Annotated in this window: 16 protein-coding genes; 2 read left to right on the forward strand and 14 right to left on the reverse strand. The window is 37.6% G+C overall.

What is annotated here, in order from left to right:
- Positions 1-138: 138 nt before the first annotated feature.
- Both fabF and AC0L8O_RS18135 read right to left on the reverse strand, forming a co-directional pair.
- A complete protein-coding gene (fabF, locus tag AC0L8O_RS18130) occupies positions 139-1380 on the reverse strand; it encodes a beta-ketoacyl-ACP synthase II (protein WP_473444291.1) in 1242 nt (413 codons plus the stop codon).
- Positions 1381-1404: 24 nt separating this feature from the next.
- On the reverse strand, positions 1405-2337 hold the full coding sequence (locus AC0L8O_RS18135) for a beta-ketoacyl-ACP synthase III (protein ID WP_026561047.1): 933 nt from the start codon (positions 2335-2337) through the stop codon (positions 1405-1407).
- Positions 2338-2567: 230 nt separating this feature from the next.
- Here AC0L8O_RS18135 and AC0L8O_RS18140 point away from each other — a divergent pair, with 230 nt between their 5' ends.
- A complete protein-coding gene (locus tag AC0L8O_RS18140; protein WP_051475627.1) occupies positions 2568-2876 on the forward strand; it encodes a hypothetical protein in 309 nt (102 codons plus the stop codon).
- Between the two features lie 229 nt (positions 2877-3105).
- Here AC0L8O_RS18140 and AC0L8O_RS18145 read toward each other — a convergent pair whose 3' ends face one another.
- From AC0L8O_RS18145 to AC0L8O_RS18165, 5 genes are all read right to left on the reverse strand, one after another.
- The gene (locus AC0L8O_RS18145; RefSeq protein ID WP_026561045.1) at positions 3106-3288 is read right to left on the reverse strand and encodes a ComZ family protein; all 183 of its coding nucleotides are present in this window, start codon (positions 3286-3288) and stop codon (positions 3106-3108) included.
- A 24-nt stretch (positions 3289-3312) separates the two neighbouring features.
- Positions 3313-4266: a BMP family ABC transporter substrate-binding protein gene (locus AC0L8O_RS18150; RefSeq protein ID WP_473444293.1), complete on the reverse strand. Its 954-nt coding sequence runs from the start codon at positions 4264-4266 to the stop codon at positions 3313-3315.
- Positions 4267-4337: 71 nt separating this feature from the next.
- Positions 4338-4526, reverse strand: coding sequence for a hypothetical protein (locus AC0L8O_RS18155; protein WP_473444295.1), 189 nt, complete (start codon positions 4524-4526; stop codon positions 4338-4340).
- A 245-nt stretch (positions 4527-4771) separates the two neighbouring features.
- Positions 4772-5089, reverse strand: a complete 318-nt coding sequence (locus AC0L8O_RS18160) for a hypothetical protein (RefSeq protein ID WP_473444297.1) — start codon at positions 5087-5089, stop codon at positions 4772-4774.
- Positions 5090-5254: 165 nt separating this feature from the next.
- Complete coding sequence (locus AC0L8O_RS18165) at positions 5255-5986, reverse strand: alpha/beta hydrolase family protein (RefSeq protein ID WP_473449006.1); 732 nt, start codon at positions 5984-5986, stop codon at positions 5255-5257.
- Positions 5987-6345: 359 nt separating this feature from the next.
- Between AC0L8O_RS18165 and AC0L8O_RS18170 the strand changes: the two genes are divergently transcribed.
- Positions 6346-6477: a DUF2929 family protein gene (locus AC0L8O_RS18170; RefSeq protein ID WP_473444299.1), complete on the forward strand. Its 132-nt coding sequence runs from the start codon at positions 6346-6348 to the stop codon at positions 6475-6477.
- Positions 6478-6558: 81 nt separating this feature from the next.
- Here the strand turns inward: AC0L8O_RS18170 and AC0L8O_RS18175 are convergent, their stop codons facing one another.
- The 7 genes from AC0L8O_RS18175 to argJ form a co-directional block, all read right to left on the reverse strand.
- A complete protein-coding gene (locus AC0L8O_RS18175) occupies positions 6559-6738 on the reverse strand; it encodes a YjzC family protein (protein ID WP_026561040.1) in 180 nt (59 codons plus the stop codon).
- Positions 6739-6856: 118 nt separating this feature from the next.
- Positions 6857-7798: an ornithine carbamoyltransferase gene (gene argF, locus AC0L8O_RS18180; protein ID WP_078435212.1), complete on the reverse strand. Its 942-nt coding sequence runs from the start codon at positions 7796-7798 to the stop codon at positions 6857-6859.
- 34 nt (positions 7799-7832) lie between these two features.
- Complete coding sequence (locus AC0L8O_RS18185) at positions 7833-10922, reverse strand: carbamoyl phosphate synthase large subunit (RefSeq protein ID WP_473444301.1); 3090 nt, start codon at positions 10920-10922, stop codon at positions 7833-7835.
- Complete coding sequence (locus AC0L8O_RS18190) at positions 10915-11985, reverse strand: carbamoyl phosphate synthase small subunit (RefSeq protein ID WP_473444303.1); 1071 nt, start codon at positions 11983-11985, stop codon at positions 10915-10917. The genes AC0L8O_RS18185 and AC0L8O_RS18190 overlap by 8 nt, the downstream gene beginning before the upstream one ends.
- Before the next feature lie 102 nt (positions 11986-12087).
- On the reverse strand, positions 12088-13248 hold the full coding sequence (locus AC0L8O_RS18195) for an acetylornithine transaminase (RefSeq protein ID WP_473444305.1): 1161 nt from the start codon (positions 13246-13248) through the stop codon (positions 12088-12090).
- Entirely contained in the window at positions 13245-14027 is a 783-nt protein-coding gene (argB, locus tag AC0L8O_RS18200; RefSeq protein ID WP_473444307.1) for an acetylglutamate kinase, read from the reverse strand. The genes AC0L8O_RS18195 and argB overlap by 4 nt, the downstream gene beginning before the upstream one ends.
- 11 nt (positions 14028-14038) lie before the next feature.
- Positions 14039-15271, reverse strand: coding sequence for a bifunctional ornithine acetyltransferase/N-acetylglutamate synthase (gene argJ, locus AC0L8O_RS18205; protein ID WP_473449008.1), 1233 nt, complete (start codon positions 15269-15271; stop codon positions 14039-14041).
- Positions 15272-15351 lie beyond the last annotated feature (80 nt).

The raw sequence follows: 15351 nt of genomic DNA on the forward strand, positions 1-15351 counted from the left end.
TCTCCTTCATATGTATTCTATGAATTGAAGGAAGAACTGTTCTTGATGGAAGTTACCTATTTGTTAATTTGCCACTACATTATTAATTAAACTGTTTTCACAAAAAATAAACCCGACATAACTGTCGGGTTATAAAAATTAAGCATTATATTTCTTAAAAATAATCGTTGCGTTATGTCCGCCAAATCCTAAAGAGTTACTTAGAGCAGCTCTTACTTCCTGTTTACGAGCTTTATTCGGAACATAATCTAGATCACATTCAGGATCTGGAGTTTGTAAATTAATCGTCGGCGGAATGATACCTTCTTTAATCGCCAAAACACTAAAAATAGCCTCGACTCCACCTGCTGCACCTAGAAGATGACCTGTCATTGATTTAGTTGAACTTATTGCTAATTTTTTAGCATGTTCTCCAAATACCTCTTTTATTGCTAGTGTTTCAAACTTATCATTGTAAGGGGTACTTGTACCATGAGCATTAATATAATCAATATCATCAACTGATAGGCCGCTACCTTCAACTGCCATACGCATCGCTCTTGATCCACCCTCACCACCTGGTGCAGGTGCTGTTATATGGTAGGCATCACCTGTTGCTCCGTATCCTACAATTTCAGCATATATTTTTGCTCCTCGAGCTAAAGCATGCTCTAATTCCTCAAGAACAACAATTCCTGCTCCCTCACCCATAACAAAACCATCGCGATCTTGGTCAAATGGTCGGCTTGCTGTTTTAGGATCCGGGTTTGTTGACAATGCTTTATTAGCAGTAAATCCTGCAAATGACATTTCAGTAAGAGGTGCTTCTGCTCCACCCGAAATCATCACATCTGCTTCTCCTCGTTCAATAACTCGAAAAGCATCTCCAATTGAGTTTGTTCCTGTTGCACAAGCTGTTACTGTACAAGAGTTAAAACCTTTTGCTCCTAAAGCAATTGAAACTTGACCGGTTGCCATATCCGGGATAAGCATTGGTACGAAGAATGGACTTACTCGTCTGGGACCTTTTTCTAAAAGTGTTTTATGTTGCTGTTCGAAAGTTTCCATTCCGCCGATACCAGAACCGATCCAAACTCCAACACGCGGAGCGATATCATCTGTGATTTCAAGATTTGCGTCTTTTACAGCCATGAAGGATGCTGCTACTGCATATTGAGTAAAGCGGTCCATTTTTCTTGCGTCTTTTTTATCCATAAATTGTTCTACATCAAAGTCTTTAAGCTCTGCTGCTACTTTTGCTGCGTATGGCTCTGAATCTATTCTAGTGATTGGTCCAACACCTGAAACCCCGTTAATTGCATTTTGCCAAGCTGTTTCTACATCATTGCCAATCGGAGTTACTGCACCCAATCCTGTTACTACTACTCGCTTTTTTTCCATGATGATTCACCTCATTCTTTTTTCTCATCGACCCCAACGAAGAGCAATTGCTCCCCATGTAAGTCCTCCTCCGAAACCGACCATTACAATTAAGTCTCCATCTTTAATTTTTCCTGCTTCTACTTCTTCTACTAAAGAAATCGGAATGGATGCTGCTGAAGTATTTCCATATTTATGCACGGTTTTAGACATTTTTTCAACTGGAAGCTCTAAACGCTCTCTTGCCGCTTCCATGATTCGGATGTTTGCCTGATGCGGGATTAAAAAGTCTACATCTTCTTTTGTTAAACCTGCTTTTTCCAGCACGTTCACACTGGATTCACCCATTTGTCTAACAGCGAATTTAAATACTTCACGACCATTCATAATGATGTATTCATCTTGATACAGATGCTTCCCGCCTGTGCCGTCCGCACCTAATTCAAAGGATAGAATTCCTTTTCCTTCACTTACTGGGCCAATGACTGCTGCACCGGCACCGTCTCCAAAAAGAACTGCCGTATTACGGTCATCCCAGTCGGTAATTTTTGATAGTTTTTCAACTCCAACTACTAATACATTTTTATAAGTACCTGACTCAACGAATTGTTTAGCTGTAACCATTCCATACATAAAACCTGCACAAGCGGCACTAATATCCATTGCAGCTGCCTTTTTTGCTCCTAATTTCTCTTGTAGCATACATGCAACAGTAGGAAACGGCTGATCAGGAGTTACAGTTGCAACTAAAATCAGATCTAAATCCTCTGCTGAAATCCCCGCATCCTTTAATGCTTTTTCCGAAGCAAAAGTTGCCATATGTGATGTATCTATTGAATCATCTGCAATGCGGCGTTCTTCTATGCCGGTTCTTGTTCTAATCCACTCATCAGATGTATCCATAACTTTTTCTAAATCTGCGTTTGTAACAACTTTTTCAGGTGTGTATCGACCGATACCAATTATCCCTGCATTCATTTGTACAGCCCCTTTTATCCATTAATTCTTCACTACATTGTCTTTTCATTTATCTTTATTATTGGAAATTGCATTTTTATATCAATTATTATGACTTGGTACTAATTTTATCTTATTCACTTTTTTTTCAATATTAATGTTTTAGTACACATGTCTAGACCTTGCTACATTCCCCTTCATAAACTAGGAATAGATATGTATCGCAGCCAAACGCAAAGGAGGTGTAAGACATGTCTTATGACGAAAAAGATGAAGAACGGATTGACTCAGATTCACTGTCAGAAACTATAGAAAAGGAAACCGAAGCCACTCCTCCATCCGACCGATTTACACAACTTATGTTCGGAAATAGGGTTCCCAATAAATACAGAGAACAACACAATTCTCAAGAAAAACAAGTAGAAGAACAAAATAATGAGGTGAACTACTTTACCTTAATGGAGCAGATTGATGATATTATGGGTTCATTAGAAAATCTTAAACCGGTTTTAAAAGAATTTGGACCAATTGTTGATTATATAAAAAAGAAAATGAAATAAAGGCTACCTGATTGGCAGCCTTTGTTTTTGCTTAACTGTGGATAAGTGCGCGACATCCAGCTCCGAAGCACAGGACGTTTAAGTACAGTCTTTTGTTATTGACGTCGCGTTCTTAGATTGCCAGGCCTAGCCTCTAGGGTCTAGCAATTTAAATTGAAGGCAAAGATCGCCTTCTATTCTAAATCGTCTTTTTTTCCCTAGGCTGTTCAAGGCGCTTGCGCTTTTGTGTTTACTCAGCATCCTTTTTCCCTAGCTCATACGCTTCTCCCATAACTTTTGTAAATAGTTCAAGCATTGGTTGGATGGTTTCCATTGATAATTCAATTCCTGAGCCTTCAAGCTTTTGCTTTGCTTCAGGTAAGTACTTCATAGCAATTTGCATAAATTCCATTGTTTTTGGATGTTGTTCCATTTTCTTCACTCCTTTTATTGATTATTATAGTTGATTAGGTAAGAGTCCTGTTTCCTTATACTCTTTGATTGATTCCATAACAGTTGATTTGAATTCTTCGTTGACCAGAGGACTAAAGGTACCTAATGAAATCACTCCGTCTTTAAAATCATAATAGAGTTCCCCATTTTCCAGTTTTCCATTATCAAATTCCTTTGCGACAACTTCGTACAATTTATCAACATGTTGAACTGTACTTGTTAACACTGTACCTTTTCCCAGGTCAGATTGATCTGAAACAAAGCCGATTGCATATAGCCCCTCTTCTTTTAACTTTTCAATCACAGCTATATTATATCCGTCGCCAGCTACATAGACAATGTCTACCCCATCTTTGACCATTTGATCAAGTAGAGTTAACGCAATATCCGTATTGTTCCAATCTTGTACATATTGGATGTCTACTTCCACGTTTTCATTTTGATAGTAAGCACCTTCGAAAAAGCCATCAACTTCAGGCTGCCATTCAAAAGCTGCTAAAACTGCAACTTTGTTCGTCTTTGTCATTTCTCCTGCTACCATCCCACCAAAAAAACCCATTGCATTTGAATCGAAATTCAAACTTGTTACATTTTCACCATTGGCTTCTCCGTTAAAAACAACAAAGTGAATGTCCGGGTATTCACTACTTATCTCGTTGAAATAATTTGTAAATTCACTTCCATGTCCAAAAATGAGATTTACACCATTGTTATGAAATTCTTCGATTGCTTCACGTATACCTGCCTCATCATTCATGCCTTCTTTGTAATATACGTCAACATCTAATTCCGATTGAATTTTCAACAAACCTTTGTAGCCTTTTGTTCCCCAAACCTTTTCATCAATTGTTTCTGTAACAAGTAAACCAACCTTTTCGAGTTCCCCCGAAGCTACAGGTTGTCCACAACCCAAAAGCGAAAGAAGAATAATAAGAACAGAACCTAGCTTTAAGTACATGGGCAACCACTTCCTTGTATACTTTTTCCTTCGCTTTTATTTTATCCTTTCATGATTTATTTGTTCAAGCACTAACTATCAATACCGTAGATCTCTCTATACATTTTAATACAGGAAACCTGTTCCAATAATCCCTTTTCCATGGATGTTTTGTTCATGATACGGTGTCCACCTGATTCAGTTTCTTTTGTATTTATTTTTACCTCAACTGAAACTGATTCAATTGTTTCATCCTTCTGTTCACATAAAAACGAATACACTTTTTGATATTCACCTTTTTCTATGATCTCAACAATTGTTTCAGCAGCATCTGTAATATATATAGTAGGTTCTTTAATAATAAGTGTATTTTTCTGACCGGCTACACAAGATTTTAAGTGTTGATGAATTTTTTCTTCCGGTGGTTGAAATGGTCCATAAAGCCTCGGTAACTTAAAAAGCGTATAAGATTCCAGTGTTGACGTAACATACTGATTGTCTTCTTCAATCTGTCTGGCATCAGGAGCTACATAAAAGTAATGGCTCCTTGTTTCAACTGCTGTCGCAACAGATTTCTCAATACATAACTGGTCTTGATGATGACTTTTTTTCCTTTACAATAAATGACATGGGTAGCTTCTATGTTTCTCCATTCATGATCTAATGCTAATTCATGAAATAAAGCATTTCTTCCAATCAACAACATTCTTTCTTCTAGTAGAAGCTTTTCCATTTTTGAGGAAGAGTCTAAAAAAATTCCACATACTTCAATTCCCTCCTCAAGCAACTTTTCACAAATCGCAAACCCAATGTGTGACTGTGCCCCAAACACCATCACTTGCATATCTTGAATTACCTCCTTAAGGACGATATTTTACAATATGCAAAAGATCCTTCATTTAGTATTCCCTTTGACAGAATGCCAAGCATCGTTACCTCTTTACATGAGATCACCCATATATTAAATAAAAAAGCTTAGATTTTTGAAAACCTAAGCTTTTTTCTAACCTTATAACACTTTTTCATTTTCTTTAAAGAACCTTATGATTGATTGATTGATACGATATAAATTGTCACCAAGATGATAAATTAATTGAATAGGATGTTCAGCTTTTTTTCGCATTTCCTCATATTTTTTACTGTGATCTTGTGGTGAATAGATCGTACTATTCGTTTTTTGCCAAATTCTCACAGGTATATTAGAAGTTGTGTTTAGTGTTGGAAGATTTAGAGATGATACGATTTTGGGGTCAACACCATATGCTGCCGAAATTTCCTTAATTAATCGTTTATAAAAAAATTTATGCTCTTTTTCATTTTCAAGATGGGCTTGGAGGTCAAGGCAAGGATTCATCATGGCGACAGAACGAATCTTTTCAGGTATTTCCTGCATTAATTGTAACCCTGTTAACCCACCCATTCCATCGATCAATAAATGGATTCGTTGATTTAATATCTCTTTTTTCATGACTAAATGGTATAACTGTTTCGCCATTGTGACTGAACGAGGGCTGCCCCAGTGGTTTCCATAAAGATTCGAATGAAAGAGTGTATAGCCCTGCTTCATTAAATCAGAGATTAATTGATTTCTCCCATAATGTTGGTGCCAAAAACTGGAGGTTTCATCAACAAAATCTGAACGATTACCAATGATTAATATCCCAAACCCATTTGGTTTAAATGGTAAATGTATTACATTCCATTCTGTCTCAATCTGAAAAAAGCGTTCCGTTATCGTCATCACTTGCCCACCACCTTTCTCTTCAATGTCATTTTATTTCTCTATAATGTATGTCTAACTTTTTAAAAAGAATGGGATTGTATCACGTTTGTTGCAAATATGGACACATCAAAGTGAAAGTACCGCTAACAGATTTTTCCAACATTTCGATTGAATTTCACCCTTGAGAATTTCCTTTAGTTTTATTATTTCATGCAGGTTATGGAGAGTTTATGAACAATTTAAAAAGGTTCTTTTAAACTTGAAATATTTTGTGATAATATATAATAAGAACTCGTCTGGAAATAGAGGTGAATGGTTTGCGTTTCTTTTGGACATTTTTTTGGGGCTTTTTATTAATTCACATGGCGTCATATGTAGTGAATAATATGACAGGTGGTCATTACGATTTTATGACTGCGACAGTTTTATCCGTGATTGCAATCGTTGTCATTTTCATTATCGCTGAGGTTATTCCTAACGAGCCTGTAGCTAAGCATGATCATCATTAAAAAACCTAAGTATTAAAAATGATTCGACTAAAAAACAAAAAAACCTACTTATAAAAGTAGGTTTTTTTGTTTCTTCATCTATTAAGGCTTACGTTTATATGTCCATTGACGGTTATGGTTAGCTGTTTCCGGGAAACGGTCTCCGGCCTTCAATTTAATTTGTCCAGGATTTTTCACATTGTCTCCAGTTTCACCTATTTCTACATAAATACCATTATTAGGGGCTTTTTGTCCTACACGAAAACGATGTTGTTGTCCCATTGTTAACCTCCTCTCATTGCATTACTACTAGTATCTCCATATGAGTTATTTTCATGTAACGGACCACGGGGACAGGTTCCTCGTCCCATCGGGACGAGGAACCTGTCCCCGCGTCTCTTTATGAAAGTAATTTTTTTAGTAGTGCTTTTTGGACATGAAGTCTGTTTTCTGCTTGTTCAAAGACTGCTGAGTGTTCGCCGTCTATAATGGAGGCTGTAACTTCTTCCTCACGGTGCGCTGGTAAGCAGTGTAGGAAATGATAGTCTGCTTTTGCATGCTGAACAAGCTGGTCATTTACTTGGAAGTCCTTGAATGCAACCAAGCGTTCTTGTTGTTCACTTTCTTGCCCCATGCTTGCCCATACATCTGTATAGATAATATCAGCATCTTTAACAGCTTCAATCGGATCATATGTGATGGTAATCGTAGCACCTGTTTCTTCAGCAAGCTTTTGAGCTTTCGCCACAATGTCTGCATCAGGTTCATATCCCTTTGGACATCCTAATGAAAAATCCATTCCGACTTTGGCTGCAGCAATCATTAAGGAATGAGCTACATTATTTCCGTCTCCTAAGTATGCAGTCTTTACACCTTCAAATGTTTCTTTTATACGGTAAATTGTCTTTAAGTCTGCAAGTGCCTGACATGGGTGGAAAAGATCTGTTAATCCATTGATTACAGGGATACTAGCATGCTTGGCCAATTCTTCTATTTTATCATGACCAAATGTACGGATCATAATCGCATCAACATAGCCGGACAACACTTTCGCAGTGTCAGAAACAGGTTCACCTCTTCCTAATTGAAGGTCCTGGCTACTTAAAAATAATGCATGACCCCCTAATTGAAGCATTCCCGTTTCAAAAGATACCCGTGTTCTTGTAGATGATTTTTCAAAGATCATCGCCAGTGTTTTTCCTTGTAGAACAGGTTGAATTGGATTTTCTTCTAATTTAAATGCTTCTTCAATTAAAGCTAAAATTTCCTCTTTGCTATAATCAAGAAGAGTTAGAAAATCACGTTTTTCGACTGCTGTTTTATTTTTTACATTTATACTCATTTCAGCTCACTACCTTCCTTAGCTTAGGCGGAACCTATTGGTTTTTCACCAATGGTTTCAAAAATTCCTGAATTGAAGATACATCATCATCAGTGGCAGTAATGGATGTTAAACAAGCGTAAAATGTTGATAGATTTGTAAAAAGAAGCATTCCTTTTTCAATCGCTTGTTGGCGTGCTAATTTCGCTTCATCACTGTCAATCAATGAGACGAAAATGCCTTTTTCTCCCTCAACCCATGTTTCGTACTGATCTGTCACAACTTCAAGTCCAACTTCCTTAGCTGTTTTTATCGCCTCATTATCTGCTACATCAAAAAAGACACTTCGTACATTCTCTAAGTCCTTTGCAAAGATCTTGCGATAAACGGCCTCTAAATTATTACCAATACACATTCCTTCACCAGTTGCCTTCATTTCCGGTCCAAGTGTAATATCAACATCATGCAAAGCATGACTGGAGAAGACCGGATATTTCACCGCCACCATGTTATTAGACTCTGGGGAGGTAATGTCTAGTTCTGTTATTTTTTTACCGCATAATAAATACGTAGCATGCTTAATAATAGGAATACCAGTTACTTTACTAATAATCGGCGCTGTTCTGCTTGCACGTGGATTTACTTCTACAATATAAATTGTATGATCTTTCACTAAGAATTGAATATTCATAATTCCTCGATAATGCAGCTTTTTCACCAACGCCCTTGCGTAATTTGCAATGACCTGTTTATTTTCGTCCGTCAGGTTTTGAGAAGGTAGGATGGCTAAGCTATCCCCTGAATGGACACCTGCAGGCTCAACATGCTCAATATATGTTGGTATAAAGGCATCTTGACCATCTGAAATGAGGTCAATTTCTCCCTCAAGTCCTTCAACAAATTGATCAATAAGAACCGGATAAATCATATTTGTATTTTCCGCAAGTAACTTTTCTAAGGTTTCTTCATTATGAACAATGACCATTCCTTTTCCGCCAATAACATATGATGGTCTAAGAAGCAGTGGGAAACCTATTTCTTTTGATCCTTTTAATGCTTCATCCGCATTGTTTGCCGTTAGTCCTGCTGCGTGTGGTATGGATAATTCATCTAACAGTTGATAGAACTTGTCACGATCCTCCAACCAATCTAATGTTTCAGTATCAGTACCAAGCAGCTTTACACCTGCAGATTCTAATTGTTCAGCAAGGTTAATCGCCGTTTGCCCGCCATATTGGACAATAACAGAATCAATTCCCTCGGAATCAACGATATTTAATACATGTTCAAGCGTAATTGGTTCAAAGTACAATCGATCTGCTGTTTCAAAGTCAGTACTAACCGTTTCCGGATTATTATTTATCATCACCGCTTCATAACCTAATTGCTTTAACGCTTTAATCCCATGAACAGCACTATAGTCAAATTCAATCCCTTGACCGATACGTATAGGACCTGATCCAATGATTAAAATCTTTTTGTTATTTGTTAAAGCAGGCTGTTCATTTTCACCGAAATAGGTAGAATAAAAATAATTCGTACGGGCTTCAAACTCTGCTGCACATGTATCAACATATTTATAAGAAGCCTTTACTCCTGCTTGAAGTCTTACGTTTCGAACTTCAGCTTCAGGAGCATTTAATAATGATGAGATCGTCTTATCAGAGAACCCTTTTTCCTTCACGTTTGCTATAAATTCAGGATCAAGTGTTGAAATCGTTTTTTCCTGGATTTGCTTTTCGAGATCGATCATTCGTTGGAATATTGAAAGGAAATACACATCCATTTCTGTTTGCTCATGGATATCTTGTATCGTGCTTCCTTTTCTTAATAGCTCCATCACAGCAAAAAAGCGGCGATCATCTGTTTTATTCATGACTGTTTTTAATTCATCAATGGATAAATCTTTAAGCTCTGGCAGGTGTGTGCCGATATTATCAAGTTCTAGTGAGTCACATGCTTTTTGAATAGCTGCTTCGAGATTACGCTCAATCGCCATAACTTCACCAGTTGCCTTCATCTTAGTCCCGAGCTTACGGTCAGCCTTATTAAACTTATCAAAAGGCCATCTTGGGAACTTCACAACAACATAGTCAAGCGCTGGCTCGAAGCTTGCGTACGTACTCATCGTTAGAGGATTTTTTAATTCTTCCAATGTATATCCTACTGCAAGCTTTGCAGCAATTTTTGCAATTGGATAACCAGTTGCTTTTGATGCTAATGCAGATGATCTGCTGACCCGTGGATTTACTTCAATAACATAGTATTGTTTGCTATTAGGATCTAACGCTAATTGAATGTTACATCCACCGATCACACCAAGTGCTGAAACGATTTTAACGGCAGCACTTCTTAGCATATGATACTCTTGATCTGTTAATGTTTGTGAAGGTGCAACAACAATCGAGTCACCAGTATGAACACCAACAGGATCAATATTTTCCATATTACATACAGAAATACACGTTCCTTTGTGATCACGAATCATTTCATATTCTACTTCTTTAAAGCCGGCAATGCTTTTTTCAATTAAACATTGTGTAATCGGACTTGCTTGCAAACCACTTCTTACGAGCTTTTTAAACTCTTCAAGATTTGAAGCAATTCCGCCGCCTTTTCCACCAAGAGTATAGGCAGGTCTGATGATAATTGGGAACCCGATTTTATTAGAAAATTCAAGTGCTTCCTCTAATGTTGTAACAATGGAGCTCTCAGGGGTAGGTTCATTTAACTCATACATTAATTGACGGAACTCATTTCGATCTTCACCTTTACGTATCGAATTAATAGAAGTTCCTAATAATTGCACACCATATTTCTCTAAAACACCTGCTTCATGAAGTTCCATTGCCAGGTTAAGCCCTGTTTGACCACCTAAAGATGCAAGTAAACCATCCGGTTTTTCTTTGGCGATAATTTTTGTTAAACTTTCCACTGTTAATGGTTCAAAATACAAAACATCTGAAAATTCCTCATCTGTCATGATGGTTGCAGGATTGTTATTAACAAGAACAACTTGGTAGCCTTCTTCCTTTAAAGCCAGACAGCCTTGTGTGCCTGCATAATCAAATTCTGCGGCCTGCCCGATCACAATAGGACCGGAGCCAATAACAACGATTTTCTTGATAGACTGATTTTTAGACATAAAGTATATCTCCTTTTGCAACTGCGACTAACTCTAAAAATTCACCGAAGATCCATTCACTATCTGAAGGTCCCGGATGTGCTTCGGGATGAAATTGCGCTGTTAAAACTGGTAAACTTTTATGTGATAACCCTTCAATTGAGTCATCATTAATGTGATAAAAACGCATCGATAAATCTGTATCTTTTAAGCTCTCTTTAATGACAACATAACTATGGTTTTGAGATGTCATGAAGACTCTATTTGTTTTAAGATCAAAAACAGGTTGGTTTGCTCCTCTATGTCCAAATAATAGTTTTGTCGTTTTAGCACCGAAAGATAGAGCGATTAATTGATGACCTAAACAAATGCCTAATGTCGGGTAAGCAGAAACAACTTTTTTAATTTGACTAAAGTAGCTTGATAATTGCTCAGGATCTCCAGGTCCATTTGATAATAAGACACCATCAGGCTTTAAATCACCTATTTTATCCATCATTTTAAATGGGACAGTCGTTACTTTGCAGCCTCTATCTAATAAGGATGTAAGAATTGATTTCTTATATCCAAAGTCTACTAATGCAATATGCTTTTCCCCATTCCCATATGTTTCAAGCTTATCTGATACAACTTCAAATACTCCATCTTCGAAAATGGTACTCGGCTTTTCATCTAATGCAGATTTTGACGTTATTGTAGCTGCCATCGACCCGTGATTTCTGATTTTTTTCACCACTGCCCGGGTATCGATATGATGAATAATCGGGATGTTCCACTTTTCCAAATATTCTTTAAAGCTATACTGTGCTTCATAATGAGAATATTGTGATGTACACTCATAGATTACAACTGCTTTAACCTGCGGCTTTTTACTTTCATCATCACTTATATTGACACCATAATTTCCGATCAACGGGTACGTGAATACAACGATTTGATTTTTATAAGAAGGATCAGTTAGTACTTCCTGATAACCTGTCATTCCTGTAAAAAATACGATTTCTCCGTTTATATCCTCCAAAGACCCATGCTCTAGTTCTCCTGTATAAATTGAACCATCCTCTAAATGGAGATATCCTTTCATCTGCTTACACCTCGTTTGTCTTTAATTCTTCTCTATACCCTATTGGATAATTATTAAACCATGGGTATTTTTATTCAATCACTTGTAAAAAAAATGCTCAAATTAATGAGCTCCTACAGAATCGTTTACCTTTGAGAAAACTTCTGCTATTGTTTTTACCGCTATATCCATTTCTTCGTATGAAACGGTTAATGGCGGCAGTAAACGGATTACATGAGGACCAGCCGGCAGAACAAGGAAATTGTGCTCTCTTAATTGGTCAATGATTGGTGAAACTGGTTCTTTACATTCAATCCCAATTAATAATCCTTTCCCGCGAACTCCAATTACAAGTGGATGCTTTCCGACGATATGATCTAATTTTTCTAGTAAATAGTTGCTTTTCTTATTTACTTCATTTAAGAAATCTTTATTGAAAATTTTCTCTAATGTCACTTTAGCAGCAGCCATGGCAATTGGATTACCTCCAAAGGTAGATCCATGGCTTCCAGCCTGAAATGTTTCGATGAGCGATTTGTGACCGATCATTGCACCAACTGGCAGCCCACTACCAAGACCTTTTGCAGAAGTGATAATGTCAGGCTTCATTCCAAAATGCTGATAACCAAATGGCTTACCTGTTCTTCCAATTCCTGTTTGAACCTCATCTATAATAAGTAATGCACCGATCTTCTCACATGTTTCTGTTATTTTTTCAATAAATTCTTTGTCAGCCGGAACGACTCCGCCTTCACCTTGAACAACTTCAAGCATAATGGCTGCCACATCAGTTCCTAGCTCATCTAATGCTTCTACATCATTAAAGGTGAGGTATTGGAAGGTTTCGAGTAAAGGTCCAAAGCCCTTATGAATTTTCTCTTGACCTGTTGCAGACATTGTCGCAAACGTTCTGCCGTGAAATGATTGTAAAAATGTAACGATCTTTTGCTTACCAGTATGCTTTCTTGCAAGTTTTATCGCCGCTTCATTTGCTTCAGCTCCACTGTTACAGAAAAACACTGCATCTCCATCACTAGCTTCAACTAGAAGTTTTGCTACTTCTTCTTGAACGGGCTGGTGAAATAGATTGGACATATGCCAGTATTTTGTAAGCTGCTCTTGTACAGCATTGGACACTTCTTCATTGGCATGACCTAGGTTGCAAACCGCAATACCTGAAATAAAGTCCAAATACTTTACATCATTCACATCTGTTACCCAAGAACCCTTTGCTTCTTTAATCGTTACGTCCCAGCGTGCATATGTTGGAAATAAATAACTCATGATGACAAGACCTCCTTCTCACTCACAATTTTCGTTCCCTTAAAAGCATCTTTTTCAATGAAAGCTTGTTGACCACTTACAATCATGACTTCCTGACAAATATCTGAAAGTGTGGAAACAGCCGACTCCACCTTTGGGATCATTCCACCAGTAATGACTTCATTCTTTATCAGTTCATCAATTTGAGATGGTGTTACGGTCTCAATGACTTTCTTTTCTTTATTTAAAATGCCAGGTACATCTGTTACAAATAAGAATTTTTCTGCTCCGACTGCATTTGCAATTGCTGCAGCAGCTAAATCAGCATTAACGTTGAGGGTATCATGTGTTTCAGTACTTGCAAGTGGCGCTACAACAGGAATATAGCCGTTATCCATGAGTAATTCTACTGCAGCTGTATGAACTGATATTACTTTCCCAACCATTCCCAAGTTTTCTTGATCCAAGAAATCCGCTAGTAATAGTTGATCATCTGTACCGGACAATCCAATCGATTTTAATCCTTTTTGGTTTAATAGACCTGTCAGGTGCTTATTAATTTTCCCGGCTAACACCATTTCCGCAACTTCAAGTACCTCTTCTGTCGTCTTACGTTGACCATTGTAGAATTCAGTTTCTATTTTTAAAGCTTTCAACATGTTTGTGATATCAGGACCGCCACCGTGAACGATCATCACTCTCCAATTTGAGGAAATCAATGCTGTTAAACTTTGAAAAAATGACTCTGACAATTGGTGAACAGTACTTCCGCCACATTTTAATACAACTGTTTTTGACATAACAATCTCCCTTACGTTCTATAGCTTGCGTTTATTTTCACGTAATCATATGTTAAATCACAGCCCCAGGCTTTTCCTGTTTCTTCTCCAACACCAAGATGAACTGTAATCTTTACTTGATCCTGTTTTAAGTATTCTGAGGCAACTTCCTCTGAAAATGATTGAGGACGATTATCTGTAAATAAACAAATATCCCCTAAGTAAATATCAATGCTCTCAGGTTCAACTTGTGCTTCACTATAACCTACTGCACAAATAATTCTTCCCCAGTTTGCATCAGCTCCGTAAACAGCTGTTTTGACAAGGCTTGATCCGACAATCTTCTTGGCAACAACATTTGCTTCATGCTTTGTTTTTGCTCCTGTTACCGCTACTTCAATTAGCTTTGTTGCCCCTTCGCCATCTTTTGCAATTTGTTTTGCTAACTCTTCACTAACTTTATGAAACGCTGTTTTAAAATCATTCCACCCTGGATGTTGCTCGTTTAACAGCTCATTTTCAGCCTGCCCATTTGCCATGACCAATACCATATCATTTGTGGATGTATCACCATCAACCGTGATTTGATTATATGTTATATCTGTTGTTTTACTTAAAAGGGCCTGAAGTGATGCAGAGTCAATCTTTGCATCTGTTGTCACAAAAGAAAGCATCGTTGCCATGTTTGGATGAATCATCCCTGAACCTTTAGCCGCACCACCGATGGTAACCGTTTTTCCATCAATTTCAACTTGATAGCATGATGTTTTCATAACCAAGTCAGTTGTTAAAATGGCTGTTTGAAAGGCTTCAGCAGCTTCATGTGTTGAATGGGGTTTTAGCTGCTCGATTCCAGCCCGAATTTTATCCATTTTTAAAAATTCCCCAATTACACCTGTTGACGCAACCGCAACATAATGAGATTTGATGTTAAACAAGTCTGCAGTTCTTTCTCGCATCTCATAAGCATCTTTTAATCCTTGTTCTCCTGTACATGCATTAGCATTCGCACTATTGACAATAATCGCTTGCAACAATTCCTCTTCAGCGATGCTTGCCTGCGTTACTTTTAGCGGAGCTGCCTGGAAATGACTTTGGGTATAAACGGCTGCACAATTTGCTGGTACCTCGCTGTAGATAACTCCCAGATCATTTCTTGAATATCTGAGTCCGGCATGAACACCGTCACTTGAGAATCCTTTCGGTGTTACAATAGATCCATTTTCAATTTTTGTAATAGCAGATGTTTCTTTTGCTTGTAGCACTTCTTTTTCCTCCCTGGTTGTCATGATCAACACTCTTTTACAATGACATTGGTTTAGTCAATTTGCCCCTTCTTTAGAGT

The sequence above is a fragment of the Metabacillus sp. KJ11-3 genome (assembly GCF_055808295.1).